This is a genomic window from Mesorhizobium sp. (genome assembly GCF_004962245.1).
In the GTDB taxonomy this organism is placed as follows: Bacteria; Pseudomonadota; Alphaproteobacteria; order Rhizobiales; family Rhizobiaceae; genus Mesorhizobium.
In genome coordinates this window covers 210,234-225,098 of the sequence record NZ_SUHQ01000004.1, presented here as the reverse complement: position 1 = coordinate 225,098, position 14,865 = coordinate 210,234, and the positions used below count along the sequence as shown (strand labels likewise).

At 58.9% G+C, this 14,865-nt stretch carries 11 protein-coding genes and 1 pseudogene; 5 read left to right on the top strand and 7 right to left on the bottom strand.

Annotation, left to right across the window (positions count from 1 at the left end; all coding sequences use genetic code 11):
* Nucleotides 1-37 precede the first annotated feature (37 nt).
* The 4 genes and pseudogenes from E5X88_RS06355 to tam form a co-directional block, all read right to left on the bottom strand.
* Complete coding sequence (locus E5X88_RS06355) at nt 38-1,114, bottom strand: ABC transporter substrate-binding protein (RefSeq protein WP_292159351.1); 1,077 nt, start codon at nt 1,112-1,114, stop codon at nt 38-40.
* A 126-nt stretch (nt 1,115-1,240) separates the two neighbouring features.
* The gene (locus tag E5X88_RS06350; RefSeq protein WP_292159349.1) at nt 1,241-2,335 is read right to left on the bottom strand and encodes an isocitrate/isopropylmalate dehydrogenase family protein; all 1,095 of its coding nucleotides are present in this window, start codon (nt 2,333-2,335) and stop codon (nt 1,241-1,243) included.
* A 91-nt stretch (nt 2,336-2,426) separates the two neighbouring features.
* Nucleotides 2,427-3,353 (bottom strand): GntR family transcriptional regulator, encoded by a 927-nt coding sequence (locus tag E5X88_RS06345; RefSeq protein WP_292159347.1) that lies wholly within the window; start codon nt 3,351-3,353, stop codon nt 2,427-2,429.
* 90 nt (nt 3,354-3,443) lie between these two features.
* Nucleotides 3,444-4,181: pseudogene (tam, locus tag E5X88_RS06340) on the bottom strand (trans-aconitate 2-methyltransferase).
* A 75-nt stretch (nt 4,182-4,256) separates the two neighbouring features.
* On the opposite strand from tam, the gene acnA reads away from it, so the two are divergent.
* The 5 genes from acnA (at nt 4,257) to E5X88_RS06315 (ending at nt 11,226) form a co-directional block, all read left to right on the top strand.
* Complete coding sequence (acnA, locus tag E5X88_RS06335) at nt 4,257-6,842, top strand: aconitate hydratase AcnA (RefSeq protein ID WP_292159344.1); 2,586 nt, start codon at nt 4,257-4,259, stop codon at nt 6,840-6,842.
* 1,399 nt (nt 6,843-8,241) lie between these two features.
* The gene (locus E5X88_RS06330) at nt 8,242-8,604 is read left to right on the top strand and encodes a hypothetical protein (RefSeq protein WP_127403965.1); all 363 of its coding nucleotides are present in this window, start codon (nt 8,242-8,244) and stop codon (nt 8,602-8,604) included.
* A gap of 9 nt (nt 8,605-8,613) precedes the next feature.
* Complete coding sequence (locus tag E5X88_RS06325; RefSeq protein WP_206518457.1) at nt 8,614-9,936, top strand: nucleoside 2-deoxyribosyltransferase; 1,323 nt, start codon at nt 8,614-8,616, stop codon at nt 9,934-9,936.
* A complete protein-coding gene (locus E5X88_RS06320) occupies nt 9,933-10,574 on the top strand; it encodes a 7-cyano-7-deazaguanine synthase (RefSeq protein WP_127403966.1) in 642 nt (213 codons plus the stop codon). Before E5X88_RS06325 ends, E5X88_RS06320 begins: the two co-directional genes overlap by 4 nt.
* A gap of 1 nt (nt 10,575) precedes the next feature.
* A complete protein-coding gene (locus E5X88_RS06315; RefSeq protein ID WP_127403967.1) occupies nt 10,576-11,226 on the top strand; it encodes a hypothetical protein in 651 nt (216 codons plus the stop codon).
* Nucleotides 11,227-11,334: 108 nt separating this feature from the next.
* Here E5X88_RS06315 and E5X88_RS06310 read toward each other — a convergent pair whose 3' ends face one another.
* The 3 genes from E5X88_RS06310 to E5X88_RS06300 all read right to left on the bottom strand — a co-directional run bounded on the left by E5X88_RS06310 (nt 11,335) and on the right by E5X88_RS06300 (nt 14,404).
* A complete protein-coding gene (locus E5X88_RS06310) occupies nt 11,335-12,744 on the bottom strand; it encodes an anti-phage deoxyguanosine triphosphatase (protein ID WP_164757364.1) in 1,410 nt (469 codons plus the stop codon).
* 11 nt (nt 12,745-12,755) lie between these two features.
* Nucleotides 12,756-12,914 (bottom strand): hypothetical protein, encoded by a 159-nt coding sequence (locus E5X88_RS06305; protein ID WP_164757361.1) that lies wholly within the window; start codon nt 12,912-12,914, stop codon nt 12,756-12,758.
* A gap of 92 nt (nt 12,915-13,006) precedes the next feature.
* A complete protein-coding gene (locus tag E5X88_RS06300; RefSeq protein WP_164757362.1) occupies nt 13,007-14,404 on the bottom strand; it encodes a hypothetical protein in 1,398 nt (465 codons plus the stop codon).
* Nucleotides 14,405-14,865: the final 461 nt, after the last annotated feature.

Below are 14,865 nucleotides of genomic sequence, written 5' to 3'. Positions count from 1 at the left end.
GGCCGCGACGCGGAGCGCCGCGGCCCCATGCAGTCGATCAGCCAGCGATCGCAGCCTTCCAGTCGTTGAAGAACTGGACCCGCTTGGCGGGATCCATGTATTCAAGCAGGCCCTCATCGACAGCGATCGGCTTCAACCCACCGCCGACCTTTTCATTGAGGGTCTTGATGTTAAGCCCGCTGGTTACGTCCTCGCGGACCGAGGGCAGACCTCCTGATGCCAGAGCCTCCTGCCCTTCCTTGGACAGAGTGAAGTCGACGAACAGCTTCGCGGCGTTCGGATGAGGCGCGCCCTTGCTAATCAGAGCGAGACGGGAAAACGCCGGGGTGTAGTCAGTGCCGAAAGTCACGCCGAGGTTTGGGGTCTCCTTGACCCAGTCCAGGGCGTAGGAGCCGATGATGTTGATGGCCAACACATTCTCGCCGGAGACAACGGTCTCCTTCATCGATCCGGAACTCGAATAGGTCTTCACACCGTCGGCGCCGAGCGCCTTCGCGAGGTCCCAGAAGTCGGTCGTCTGGCGTGCATCGTTGGTGTGATGCAGGAAGCCGGTGCCGCTCTTCTCGGGGTCGAAGGTGGCTACCTTCCCCTTCAATTCGGCCTGGTTGTCCTTGAGGAACTTGATCAGGTCGGCACGCGTCTTCGGGATGCGGTCTTCTTCGAGCGCGCCGGTGTTGTAGATCATGCCGATCGGCTCGATCGTGGTCGCATAAAGCGTATCCTGGTAATTCGCCCACGATGGAATACTGCCGGCTTCGGCGCTCTTGTAGGGCTCGGCATAGCCGTCCTTCACCAAGGTCATTTGAAGGTCCATCGCGGAACTCCAGACGACGTCCGCGGTGACTTGGCTGGCAGCCGCTTCCGAGATCACCTGATTGTAGGCGCCATTCGTGCCGACGTCATTGTAGGCGACCTTGATGCCGTACTTGGCGGTGAAGGCATCGATCAGGGCCTGTGACTGCTCGGCGTCGGTCGACGTATAGATCGTGACAGTGCCTTCCTTCTTGGCGGCATCGATCAGGGCTGCATCCTGCGCATAGGTCGGCGACATTGCCAGCACGGCGCAAACGAGCGCCGAACAGCCCAAAAGTCCTCTGACAGGGGTATGCTTCATTTCAGTTCTCCCTTGGTTGCGCCCGTTCATTGCTCCTCCGGGCGTGACGTCTGGCGACGTCACAGACGCCAGACGATTGCACTTCATTTTGGTTTTATCAATCTCAAAATGCAAATACGCGACGATCTATGCGCGCGCTGCCGCCCGAACAGGTTCAGCCCTGATCGCTTGCGCCACGGCATGACCGAACGTGTCCGTGTTGGCCTGGCCGCCGAGGTCGCGCGTCCGGGTCGCCGGATTGGCCAGCACTTCGTCAACTGCTCGCTCGATCTCCGCGCCTGCCGCCTTGAAGGTTGCGAGACCGCGCCTCTCCCCGAGCCAAGAAAGCATCATCGCCGCCGAAAGGATGAGTGAGGTCGGGTTAGCGATGTTCTGGTTCTGGATGTCCGGCGCCGAGCCATGCTGGGCCTGGGCGCAGACGAGGCCCGTCTCGGCATTCGCGTTGATTGATCCGGCGAGCCCGAGGCTGCCCGAAAGCTCGCTTGCGAGATCCGAAAGGATGTCCGCATAGAAGTTGGTGGTGACGATCACGTCGAAGCGCGACGGATCGCGCACGAGATGCGCCGCCATGGCATCGATGATGAAATCATTGAGCCTTACCTCGGGAAATTCGGCCGCCACCTTGCGGACCTGCGTGAGGAATAGGCCGTCGGTGAGAATGAAGTTGTTCGCCTTGTGCACGGCCGTGACGCGCTTGCCGCGCTTCATCGCCAACTCGAAAGCCGCGCGCGCGATCCGCTCGCAGGCGTGGGCCGTGATCTTGCGCATGGAAAGAGCAACGTCCGGCGTCGGCATGAATTCGCCACTGCCGGCGAACATATTGCGGTCGGGATAAAACCCCTCCGTCGCTTCGCGCATGATGACGATGTCCATCTTCTTTGCAGTGCTGTCGAGGAATGGCCGCACGCGCGCTGGGCGGACGTTCGCATAAAGATCAAGTTTGACCCGGAAGCCTGCGGAGACATTCACGCCGCCCTTGTCTCGAGCCGGATAGTCCATATGAGACTGCGGCCCAAGGATGATGCCGTCGTAGGTGCGCGCGCGCTCGATTGTCTCTTCGCGCAAGGTAGTTCCGTATTTCTCCAGGCTGGTGAAGCCCGTGTCCTCGTAGTCGTACTGCAGCCCGAGATCGAACACCTTGTTGGCAACTTCGACCACCTCCATCGTTGCGGCGGTGATCTCGGGGCCGATGCCGTCGCACGGCGTGACCATGATCTTCATCGAACGTCTCCCTAAGGCGCGGCGGGACCGACCGCCAAATGCTCTTGTGGCGACGTATTGGCTTTTTACAGAGGAAAATGCAATCGAAAAATTAGGTGACCCCGACTTTTTCGTGCGCATGCTGCGACCAGGACCAGGCGATGGGCGACTTGCGCGCCAGCGCTCCGGAGAGGTGCTTGCGCATGGCGTAGGACGCTTCGAGGATTTCGCTGCGATCGAGCAGATCGACGATGGCGAGGTGCTCCTCGCACTGGGTGAACAGACGGCTGCGATCGATGCGGGAACGGTATTCGAGCAGCCGGCGCATCTGATTGACGCGCACCAGAGACAGGTGGAAGAAAGGATTGTTCGACATTTTCATCAGCTCCTCATGGAAGAGAGAGCCGTTATGGAGCAAGCGTTCGGCAGGAAGCCGGACGATATCAGTCTCCAGCATCCGCTCCTGTATCCGCCGCTGCTCCTGCAAGATCTTTCGGTCGAGCTTGAAGCTCGGCTCCAGCATGGCGGCCGGCTCGATCAGCATCCGGAACCGGTATATCTGTTCGAACGCCTCAGGCGTTTTTGCAACTGGCAGGAAACGCCAGCCATAGCCCTGCTTGCGCTCCGCCCAGCCCTCGCGCACCGCCCGCATGAGCATGTCGCTCAGTTGCGCCTTGGTGACTTTATAGCGATCCCGCAGCATGCCTTCGGTGACCTCGGCCGGAATGCGGTCCATAAGCCAATCTTCGGCAAGGCGCTGATAATCGTTCTCCACCTCGAACGGTCTCGCCTCATCGCCGATCGGCTCAACGACTTTGGACTCCGGAACGTCCTTGACGAAGAAGCCCCGATTCTCCTTCTGCTCAAGCAGCCCCTGCTCAGCCAGAATTTGCATGGCCTCGCGCACTGGCGAGCGCGAGACACCGAACTTGTCGGCGAGATGCTGTGTGCGCAGGTGATCGCCGGCGGACAGGTCGCCAGTGGTTACTAGGAGCGAGATCTGACTGGCGATGTTCCGTGCCAGGGCGCTTGCAGGCATAGGAGCTCCAGGTTCTGTTTGCCGCCGATTTACACTCAGGCGATTACAGCGATTGCGCCAGTTTGCACGAGCTCCAGTCAAAAAGCCAATCTATTGTCGGGTAACCACGATGAAGAGACGTGGAAAGGGCAGCAACGTCGTTCGGTCTTCCAGAACCGTGTAGTGGCGCGCGAGCGTCTCTCGATAAGCATCAAGGTAAGCGTCCTTCTCGGACGTATTAAGACGCGAGAGGTATGGACGCAGGCCCGTGCTGCTGAACCATTCGATGATGCCGTCCAGTCCTTTCAGAGGATGGTGATAGATCGTGCGCCATACTTCCACCCGCCGGCACAGGGCCGAAGCATGTCGAAGTAACTCAGAGGACTCTCGATCGACGTTCGTTCGGCATCCGCTTCTGCCAGCCGGTCAGCCCACCGCGGATCACGTGCGACCTCGCGCATGCCACGATGGGTGGGCTCGTCCAGGTTGTCAGGCATCTGGACCGCCAGAGTTCCGCCGCTTTTCAATAGGTTGACGAGCCTCGGCAGCAGTGTTGCGTGCTCCGGAAGCCATTGCAGCACGGCGTTCGCAAAAATCACGTCCTGCGGATGGTGGGGCGCCAGTCCGCAATTCCTTCCACTGCGAACTCGACAGTCGGCAGGCGGGCGCGCGCAGCTTCTATCATCGGTAGCGGGCCAGCAGCAGCTCAGTCGAGTTGCCTGGTCCACAGCCGATGTCGGTGACGAGCTCCGCGTCGCCATTGCGTACTGCGGCAAGAAGGTCGATTGCAGGGCGAGTCCTATGATCACCGAATTGCAGGTATTTCGCGGGGGACCAGTCGCTGCTCATGAATGCCTCGCTTGACATCAACGTCATTTTGGATTTTTAAGCGATAAAATCCAATACGACAAGTGAGAGCTGGCAATGGTCACAATGCAGGTTGAAAGCCGAGGCCGGCATCTGACTGCCATTGATATGCGCAAAGCGCTCGGTTCCGCATTCGACCGGCTGCCCTTCGTTCTACGGATTCTGCTCGAGAACAACCTCAGACACCAGACCAACGACTCCGAGCGGCTGCTGCAGATCTTTCGCCAGTGGCTTCAGGGCGGACGAAGCCAGGCGGAGATTCCGTTCCGTCCCGGTCGGCTGCTGATGCACGATACCACTTGCGTACCCGCTCTGGTCGACATTGCGGCGATGCGCGACGCAATCGCTGAGGCAGGCGGCGATCCCACCCTCCTTTCCCCGAAAATTCCGGTTGATGTGTCGGTCGATCACAGCATCGGCGTGGATCGCTTCGGTGTCGTCGATGCGCTCCGATTCAACCTGGCAAAGGAACTGGAGCGTAATGCCGAACGCTACCGACTGATGAAATGGGCGACCACAGCCCTTCCCGGCCTCACGGTTCATCCGCCCGGCACCGGCATCATGCACACAATCAACCTCGAGCAATTGGCCACCGTCATCGCGACCGAGCGGGGCAACGGCGTCGAGTGGGCCGTGCCTGACACGCTCATCGGGACAGATAGCCACACGCCGATGATCAACGGCATCGGCGTACTGGCCTGGGGCGTCGGCGGACTGGAGGCCGAGAGCGTCATGTTCGGGATGCCCGTCATGCTGAACATGCCCGAGGTCGTCGGTGTGCGCCTCCTTGGGCGACTGCAGCGCGGCGCGCTCTCGACCGACCTCGCTCTCGCCGTGACCGAGCAACTGCGGTCCTTTGGCGTCTCCGGGAAATTTGTGGAGTTCTTCGGTCCAGGCGTGTCGACGCTTTCGGCAGGCGACCGAGCCGTAGTGGCGAATATGGCCCCTGAGTATGGGGCCACCACCGGCTTCTTCCCGGTCGATGTGAATACCGTTGCCTATCTTCGCGCGACGGGAAGAAGCGATGAAGTCGCGGCTCGCGTCGAGCATGTCGCGAAGGCACAGGGCCTTTGGTTCGACCCCGATGCGAGTCCTCGATACACCGACGAGATCACGATCGATCTAGGCGAGCTTCGCCCCAGCTTGGCTGGACCACGCCGGCCACAGGATCGTATCCGACCGGGAGACGTGCAGGTTGCCCTCGAACGTTGCATCGGAAAGCAATTGGATCGACGGGCTGGATTCGGCTCGATCCCCGATGGCGCTGTCGCGATCGCCGCAATAACGAGTTGCACCAACACTTCGGATCCGGCTCTGCTCATTGCAGCCGGGTTGCTGGCGCGCAAGGCTCGCCAGCTTGGATTGAAACCGCCGCATTGGATTAAGACGTCGCTTGCTCCAGGCTCGCCGACGGCAGTTCGCTACCTGCAACGATCAGGTCTGCTTGCGGATCTTGAGGCCGTCGGCTTCAGTATTGTCGGCTTTGGCTGCACGACCTGCATCGGCAATTCGGGTCCGCTCCCGATGGAAATGCAAGACGCGATCGACGGTGGGGTCACGGCCGTTGCGGTCTTGTCCGGAAACCGCAACTTTCCTGGGAGGGTGCATCCGTCGCTGCAAAATGGGTTCCTGGCTTCGCCGCCGATGACCGTCGCATTCGCTCTGGCGGGGGACGTCTTGCGCGACATCACGGCTGACCCCATCGGAACAGACGCCGATGGCAACGAAATCTATCTCGTGGACCTTTGGCCAGAGCAAGCCGACGTCGAGAGGTATATGGCAGCGAACGTTACCGGCCCAGACTATCCCGAAGCGTTCCGCAAGGCGGCTGAGAACCCGGACTGGCAGTCGTTGGAATATCCGCAAGGCGCGCGCTTTCCCTGGTCGGATACATCGACCTACATTCGGCGGCCGCCGTTCGCGGCTGCGGCACAGCCAAGCCGACTTGGAAAATATACTGCTGCGCCGCTGCTTGTCCTTGGCAACGACATCACGACAGATCATATCTCGCCGGCCGGGCAGATATCGGCGACAAGCTACGCCGGCCGGCATCTGGTCGAGCGAGGCGAAAGTCCATCCAGCCTGAATGTGTTCGCCGCCAGGCGGGGAAATTGGGAAGTGATGGTCCGTGGCCTCTTCGACAACAGAGCTGCGGCAAACCTGCTGCTGCCTGACGGCGATCCAGGCCACACGATGCACGGGCCGAGCGGCGATATCGGCCCGCTGTGGGAGATTGCCGAGCGCTATCGAGCGGAGGGAACCAACACCGTCATCATCGCAGGGGAGCGATACGGCGCCGGCTCCTCGCGAGACTGGGCCGCGAAGGGAGTCGCAATGCTTGGAGTCCGCGCTGTGATCGCCAAGAGCTTCGAGCGTATCCACCGATCCAATTTGATCGGCATGGGCATTCTTCCCATCAACGTTTCGGCGGCTGACGCCCAGTCGCTCCTAGGACTAAGGGCAAACGATCACATCATTATCGACGCCGAGATTGTCACACCACGCTGCACAGTCGAGATAGAGGTTCGTCGATCAAAGGGTGGGCCTGCGCGGTTGGAGGGCACGGCAGCCGTCGAGACCGATCTGGAGGCCGATACGCTGACCGCGGGCGGAATGATTCCGTTCATTCTGTCGAGAGTATGATCTCTGCAAACAGGAGACGACAGGCAACGACAGCCACTGAATGAGGACCGCGGTGTGTGGATGGTCACGACGATCCTCGATCGCCGCAGGCCTTTGCAGCACGGTAGTAGGTCCGTTCACGCGCAGCAGCGAAGAAAGTACCGCAAGCCTTCGGAGTGTGGGGAAAAGCGGTAGCGCTCCAGCGATTCGAACCCCCCGACAATACGATATCGCATCAGGGGCGGCCGACAATGTCGCAAGAGCAGATCGGGAGGCTTTGCGCCGGTTGTCAACGGAGGTTGGCCTATGACGACGGCCCACAGCTTCAGAGAAGGCACGATTGTTCGCAAATCCGCCTGCCGCTTTCGGCAAGCCCGAACGCGATAGCGCAGGAGAGCGCCGGCTTCGCTGGGACTTGGCCAGCCGGGTGCTAATGTACATCGGCGCCATAGTCGCTCGGACCGATCGCCAGTAGGTTTGTCGGCTGGCGCGCCCCTCGAGCTGGGCGTCGAAACCGCGTTCGTATCGACGGCAAGTCGTCTTGCTCCCTGGTCCTCGTCGGGCGCACGCTCGATGTCCCTTAAGGGTCAAGCTCCGGCAACCACACCAGCATACATGTAACCGCAGCATCTCGATCGGCGCTCCAAACCATCCCATTCGCACGCCGTTGCCGCCTTTTGCCGCACGCATCGACGTAAGGTCTTTCCATCCTCGAAGGAGCGGCGTTATGTGGGCCGTACGAAACCACGAACAGGAGTAAGAAGAGAATAGACGAGCCCCCTGCCCGAGCGTGGCGTTGCGCTAGGGCAATCAAACTGAGTGCTCGCAGCTAGCGAAGCTCGATTGGCCCACTTCAGAGCGAAATTGGCCATAAGTATTTGATATTAAAAGATTTTGGTGGGCCCGGAGGATGTATCAAAATCGTTGAATTTACTGAGTTTTTCGTGGGCCAAAATAAGAAATCTTCCCGTATCCTCCCGTATACTCCCGTGACGCAACGTTCAGAGCCATGCTCCAGAATGACCGCATTTGGAGCCGGGAGCGGAATGTCAGCATTGATTTTGTATGCTGCAAAAGCAGATGGGAGGCAGTCAGCCGTCAGGCTACTCCACCCACCAGGTGGGTTTCGGAGGGAACCCTCCCTCACTGACCTCCAACTCATTGCAAATTTCCCGAGCATCGCCGCCTTTGATACGAGAAAGTCCGGCGGAAATGCAGTCGCTCGGTAACTCGGAAGTTAGTTAAGCATCCCTCAAGGCGAGTGTTGGCCAATGGAACATGTAACAGAAGCGGTTGCAGTGACACACCTGTGACAGGAATGCGTTCGTTTCTTGCACAGGCTACAGCTAGACGCGGGTTGCGCTCCGTCAAGATTCATTTCAGGTTGCAAACTTGGCTTTGTAGGTCGGGAGGTTATCGAATGGGAAGTACGAGATCTAGCAATTTCACGGATTATTCCGGTACGCGCAGCAACGACGGGGCCGGTGGGACCAGCGGCATCGATCGCTGCCGGCAGGCATTCTCGTGCTCTCTGGAAGAGATCGAGCTGTGCGATTACTTCGTAACGCACTCCACCGTGCCTCCCGTTGGCACTGAGCTAGTCATCCTACACCAGAAACGCCTGTTCGCGGCAACTGCGCAGGGCGTGAAGGTCGGAGCGCTTCCTACCAGCTTCAACTACCTGGCAGCTTGCATGAAGGACGGCATAGCCTATGTCGGCGTCATGACGGCTTCGGGAATGTTGCCAGTACCCACGGCATCGGCAGACTTCACGGCGCGGTGAGGATCCGGCATGGCTCCCCTATTGCTCGTCGGCGAAATCATTGTCGACTTTACGACGGCGCGCCCCGGCGTCGAATGCAAGTTGCGACTGGGTGGTATCGTTCACGCAGCCCGCGGATTATGGGCGAGCGGCATTGATTACGCCGTAGCGGCGGTTTGCCCGCGTTATGTTGTCGATCAGGCAAAGCGGTATCTCAGCGCCCACGGTTGCCTGGAATTTGTCTGGCTAGGTGAAGTCACGGGGTCTCCTGGCGTCATGGTGATCGGAGACCCGACCGAGGTGGCTGACCAAGGATACGAGGACCTGCTGCGCGGCGAAAAAGCAGTCACGATCCTCGACGTCGGAAATTCACTCGCAGCGTATCATGAGGTCCTGATTTTCCCGGGCAGCTTCGATCTCGCGCAGGTTCGGAGCGCCTTTTCCGATGACGCGCGTTTCAGTTTCGATATCGCCTACGACACGGCGGATCCTTCTGTGCTGAAGGTCTTCTCTGGTAATGTAAAGGGTATCGCGATTTCCACGTCGTCTCAGCTTTTCATGCGCGTCGGATCGGAGACCGTTGACGCGATGCTACCCTTGATAGAGGATCTGGGTGCCGAAGTTTTTCTTCTTAAAGAAAACAGGGGGGGAAGTCGCCTCTTCAACCTGTCAAAAGGATCGGTCGATGCGATACCCGCTCAACTATCCGTCACTGTCAATTCCGTGGGGGTCGGCGACGTCTACACCGCCGTGATGGTCGGTCTTTCAAGGGCCGGATGGGGAGATGCGGCATGGCGCGGAGCGAGTGCGGCGACCGCCTATTCGCAAACCACCTACCCCGACGATTTCAGGCGGGATGTCGAACGATCACTCAAGCTTTCGGTAGATGAGCTGCGCAACCTTGGTGGCACTATCTTGCCGTGGCATGCAAGGCCGCTTTTTCCCATTTATCTGGCGGCCCCGGATTTTTCGTACACCGACAAACCAGAAGTCGATCGAGCCGTAGACGCCCTCAAATACCATAACTTCAACGTCCGGCGGCCAATTGAGGAGAACGGGGAGCTTCCGCTCGGTAGTCCGGATGCCGTATTAAGACAGACGTTCGCCAAGGATCTGGGGATTCTTGGGGAATGCGAGGTCGTTTTCGCCGTTCCCCTGGATCGCGATCCGGGAACCTTGGTCGAGATGGGCTTCGCCATGGCGCGCCAACAGCCGGTCATCACGTTCGATCCCCGTCGAGAGAACAACAACACGATGGTCGCGGGCGGAAGCGCCCGCTATTCTGATAACCTGGATCAATGCTTGAACGGCATCTTCGACGCCGTTTCGAAACTCTGGATGGCGAAGTCGTGAAAAGCGCGGTTTTGTTGGCCTCGGGGGGCCTTGACTCCACCACCGTCGCTTATCGGCTCGCCGCAGATGGCGTGGATGTGTTTCCCTTTTTCTTAGACTATGGCCAGCACTGCGTCGAGATGGAGTGGGATCGGGTAAACGAGGTCCTGCCCCGCGGCATGCGACGTCCCGAGCGTTGCGATATCTCCGACATCTTCAACGGATCGTCGTCGAGACTCATTAAGGAAGCAGACCTTTGGGAGGACAACGTCGCTGATAACGAGTTGTACGTCCCATATCGGACGATGCTGTTCTTCGCGGCCGCGGCGGCTCGCGCGCAGACCCTGGGAATCGTCGATGTCTATACAGGTTTCATCAACAGCAACCACGCGAAGGAAATCGACTGCACCGCAGAGTTCATGAACGGTATCGATGGCTTGATCGACAACATAGGTTCCGTCCGGTTCACCTCCCCGTTCCGCTTCTCGTCAAAAACGGATGTCGTCCAGGAAGCCCTGAGTCGCGGTGTTCCGATCGGCCGAACGTTCTCTTGCCAGGTCGCAAGCAATTTCCCGTGCGGTGCCTGCCCGAATTGCGTCGAACGCCTTTATGCGCTACAGGACGCCGCCCTCGTAACGCCCCAAGGCAAGGTCGGTTGAAATGCAGTCTTCGCCGATACAGATGCTGGTCGCTGCTCGTCGTGTGGCGGATTATGCCCTCGAGATGGGAGCCGATATCAGGCGGGAGACCGTCCGCGCCTCTTACGATCACATGGGCGCGATCGTCGCGGACTGCGTCCTGCAGGCGGGCCTGAATTACAGGTCCGTCGTCCTTCCGCGGGTCTCGACCATTCTCGAGCGCTTTCCCGATCTTGACCGCACTTCGGAGCTGGTAGGACTCGTCGCACGCGGAGAAACCTCGCGCTTCCTCAACTGGCACCATCCCGAAAAAGTAGGCCGCTTCGAGGCGCTTGTCGGTTTCCTGAGCGAGCATTCTGTTGAGAGCGCAGCTATTTTAAGCAATCGCTTGCAGGATGCCTCCTTCGTCTTGACCTTGCGGGAAGTCAGAGGAGTCGGCCCAAAAACGGTGGATTACATGCAATGCCTGGTCGGCATCGACTCGATCGCGGTCGACCGACATGTACGGACCTTTGCCAAACGCGTCGGCGTCGTCGAGGAGGACTACGATTTCCTTAGATCGGTCTTCTGCTACGCCGCTGATCTGCTGTCCGTCTCCCGCCGGGAATTCGACGCGTGGGTATGGAGACGGGAGGCATCTGTATCGAACCCCCAGCTAGTGTTTGCCTTCTGACTGGAAATCCTTGAAGCATTAGCGCGCCTCATCGCCATGCCGATGTTCCGTCAGATACGGCGGTAGAGGAGCGAGCGCCGCTCCTCCTCGATTGCGCAGCTCATTCGACTAGATCGGCTTAAAGATGCTTTCCGCTGCATCGGACCGAAGCCGTGCCCAGAATTCCACAGCATACCTGTCCGTCATCCCGGCGACGAAGTCGCATATGTGGCGGGCTTTCAATGCCTTGTCTTTATCGGCATCCTGAACCTGCTTGCGCACGTCGTCCGGCATGAGCAGATGCCCGTTCTCCTTCTCAAGCGCGTCGAAAATATCTTCCACCAACTGAGTGCCGCGGTATTCGCCGAGCTTGACCCGGTTCGAGTAGATCGTCGACAGATACGTGTACTGCTTGAGGATTTCGACTTTGATGCGCGTACTCTTGACCAGCTTCACCGTCGAAAGCGCCGGAAACTCTTCGTTGATCGTTAGCTCCACGTCGTTGATGAATTCGTGGACCAGTTCCGACGAAAGCTTCATTCTCTTCCCGGCGTCCATGTTCAGATCACGGGAAGCCCTTATCGCATTGATGAAGTTAGCGATATCAGCCTGCTGCCGTTCATCCTCAACATCCGACGTCTTAGTTTCGCCTATCGCGAAGATGTCACTGAAGATGGCCACGAACGTCGCCTGGACCTGCTGCATAGATATGTTCTCGCCGATCTCGTCCTTCAGCTCTTTGGTCACGTCCTTGGCGACCCTCCCGAGCAATTCGTCATCAGTCCCCAAGATCGACGCCGGTGTCAGGAAACCCGCTTTGAGGCTGTCTTCCAGATCATAAACGGAGTAGGCGATGTCGTCCGCGATATCCATGATCGCGCATTCGACAGTCTTGAAATTCGTGTTAGCCGGAACCTGCGTTCCACCTAGGACCTTCTGTTTAATGTCCGCGACGATCTTTGCCTCGGACGCATAATACCCCTTTTTCGGCTTGGTAGCCTCGGGGCGTTCTGTCTCTATCTCGACGTCGTATTTCAAGACGGCAGCCAGTGTACGAAAACACAGGTTCATGCCGGCACGCACGTCGCCATCTACAGGCTTTTCGTACTTCGCCTTCTTCTCAAGGCGGCTCAAGATGCGTAGCGTCTGGGCGTTCCCCTCGAACCCGCCATACATCCTCATCTTCCCATCGAGCGCTCGCTCGCCGTTGTGGCCGAAAGGAGGGTGTCCGATGTCGTGAACAAGACCGGCCGCCGCGCACAGCCTGCTGTCGATCTTCCGATCACCTAGAGCTTCGTCGTATAGATGATTCAGGCGGTCCGCGATACCTTCCGCAATTTGCGAGACTTCGAGCGAGTGCGTCAGCCGGTTTCGGAAGAAGTCGGACTCGTGTCCGGGAAAGACCTGCGTCTTCCCTTGCAGCCGTCTGAAGCTGGCACTGTGGATAATCCTGCCGAAATCCCTGACGAAGGGTGGTCTCCAGGGGTCCGAGTCCCCGGCCTCGCCATTCTGGCGCTGCCGGTCCTCATCGCTGTACATCTTCACGCGCACTATCGGCGCACCTGGGCCTGCGCGCGCACCAACTCCTGTGCAGCCTTCTTCGCTTCCACCTCGCGCTTGAGCTGCAGCCCGAGCCGTACGGCTTCACGAACACTCTCCTGCTTAGCTTCTGCAGCCTTTCGGGCTTCGATTACTGCCGTGTATGCCATATTCTTCCTCCTGTGAGCGCTGCGAACGAAGTATAACGAACATGCGCCTTATTGGTTTAAATCCAGTTCTCGAATACCCGTCTTCAGAAAGACTACCGGGCGCCAACGCGCGCCGGAACCCGTGCTTTCCGCAAAACATCCGCCAGGTGACTGGTCAGGCCGATTCTACGGTCGAGGGTAATGCCCGTGTCTGGCTTCAGGCTGGAGGAGAGCGACCGAAGTGCCTCCAATCCTTGAGAGACGTCGAAGTCCACCCACTCGCCGGCATCGCCGGGCACGATGACGTCACCGTCCGATACGCTGGCTCCGCTATGCAACTGGACGATCCAAAGCTCCGCCCCGTCGAAGACCCATTCGAATCTTGTCGCGCCAAGAGCACCGACTAGCCTGGCATGGACGTCACGTACCCGTGCAAGAACGCCATCGGGAACCGGTTCGGGATCTGCCAGTCCGACCATGAAGCGGTCTCCAGTTCCTTTGATCCCCTCGACCACGAGAACACCAGTCGATGTCTCGATCGCCGCACCTGACCACTGCGCCGCGACGCCCTTCTGCGAAAGCACCGAAGAGATGGCGGTGCCGTCAGGATCCTCAGCTTGGAGCAAGGCGAACGGATCTTGCCATCCTCGTGCGGTGGTGAACTTGCCGGGCACCTGCTCCCGTGGGCTAGTTCGTATCCATACCTCTTCAAGACCCGTAGCCCGGCCAAACGAAAAGGGTGCGACCCGCCGGCCTATGACCGTGGTTCTCGGAACGGGAAACCCGCTTATATCCGCGATCAAAAGCCCATAAGCCTTGTCGCCGATCATGCGGCTGAAATCGTTGGGCCACTCGGCTTTGACCAACCCGGTGGGGAAGAAATCCTCGGAATGTTCCCAGAAGATCACGTTGGCCTTCTTCCACCCCCGAGGTCTGGGATGCAGACTGAATTCAAGGCGTCCGTTTCGGCCGTCGGCGAAATCGACATCCACTCCGTAGACTGTCTTGAAGAGCTGGACAGCCCTGTCCGTGGGAAGGCGCGCGAACCCGGGATTTTCTACTCCGCGAGGCGTCATGTCGGGGCGGAACTCGACTACATCGCCCATCACGACGCCCGAGATACCGCCGTCCGAAACATCGATCGTCTCGTTGACAATCGTGAAGGCCCCCTCGTCGGCCATGCGCTCGACCGCGGTGACCGCAGCAGCGGCAGTGTCCACGCCGTAGATAAACTCGCGGCTTTGGGATTGCTGAGCACTAAAGCTGCGAACGTTTACCGTGCCTTCGGAACTGCGCTCGAAAAGAGCCTGTATGGCATCGGCGACGGATTCGAACTGATGGTTTGCCTCGAAACCGGCGATGCGGCAGAACTGCTGCGCGGGTCCGCCGACTGCCGGCGCGAAGCTTACGAACTGCGCGACGTTGAACGTTTCCGCTAGCCGGTCCAATGTTTCATCTTTTCTGAAGACCGCTACGTCAGCTTGATCAGGCTTGTTATGCGAACCGCCCAACGTCACTTTCCTTTGAATCCACAACGCCTCAACACGCCGTGCGTGCCTGTCGTGTGTATCCTATCCGCAAGTTTCGCAATGGCCAAATGACGTTGGCTCGCGCCTCCGTAATCTCCCCAACTTTGAAAGTCGGGTCCAACTCGTGCCGATGGGCAGCAAATGGGATCGACCGCTCAAGCCGCGCGATAGCAAAACCAGAAAGCTACTCTTTTTCACTGCCATCGGTTGGAACAAATAGAGAACAGAGGGCCTCGTGTCAAGCTGTCATGCGCCAAGCCAAAGCCCATAGAGCTTATTCAAAATTGCGCGCCTCGCTTAGAAGCAAGCTCGAGATCGCTTATTTATGGACGTTGCCTACGCGATCTGGCCGGCACATCTGGCCGGTTGTGTTCGAAAATTTGCGATTGCTGAATGTCCATTATGAGGGCGCAAAGCAGTCATACGCTGAGGGGTGCCGTCGT

Coding starts and splice junctions, on each gene's coding strand:
- E5X88_RS06330 (WP_127403965.1), top strand. CDS start 8,242: ATGGGAAGTACGAGATCTAGCAATTTCACGGATTATTCCGGTACGCGC.
- E5X88_RS06350 (WP_292159349.1), bottom strand. CDS start 2,335: ATGAAGATCATGGTCACGCCGTGCGACGGCATCGGCCCCGAGATCACC.
- E5X88_RS06345 (WP_292159347.1), bottom strand. CDS start 3,353: ATGCCTGCAAGCGCCCTGGCACGGAACATCGCCAGTCAGATCTCGCTC.
- E5X88_RS06355 (WP_292159351.1), bottom strand. CDS start 1,114: ATGAAGCATACCCCTGTCAGAGGACTTTTGGGCTGTTCGGCGCTCGTT.
- E5X88_RS06310 (WP_164757364.1), bottom strand. CDS start 12,744: ATGTACAGCGATGAGGACCGGCAGCGCCAGAATGGCGAGGCCGGGGAC.
- E5X88_RS06315 (WP_127403967.1), top strand. CDS start 10,576: ATGCAGTCTTCGCCGATACAGATGCTGGTCGCTGCTCGTCGTGTGGCG.
- E5X88_RS06325 (WP_206518457.1), top strand. CDS start 8,614: ATGGCTCCCCTATTGCTCGTCGGCGAAATCATTGTCGACTTTACGACG.
- E5X88_RS06305 (WP_164757361.1), bottom strand. CDS start 12,914: ATGGCATACACGGCAGTAATCGAAGCCCGAAAGGCTGCAGAAGCTAAG.
- acnA (WP_292159344.1), top strand. CDS start 4,257: ATGGTCACAATGCAGGTTGAAAGCCGAGGCCGGCATCTGACTGCCATT.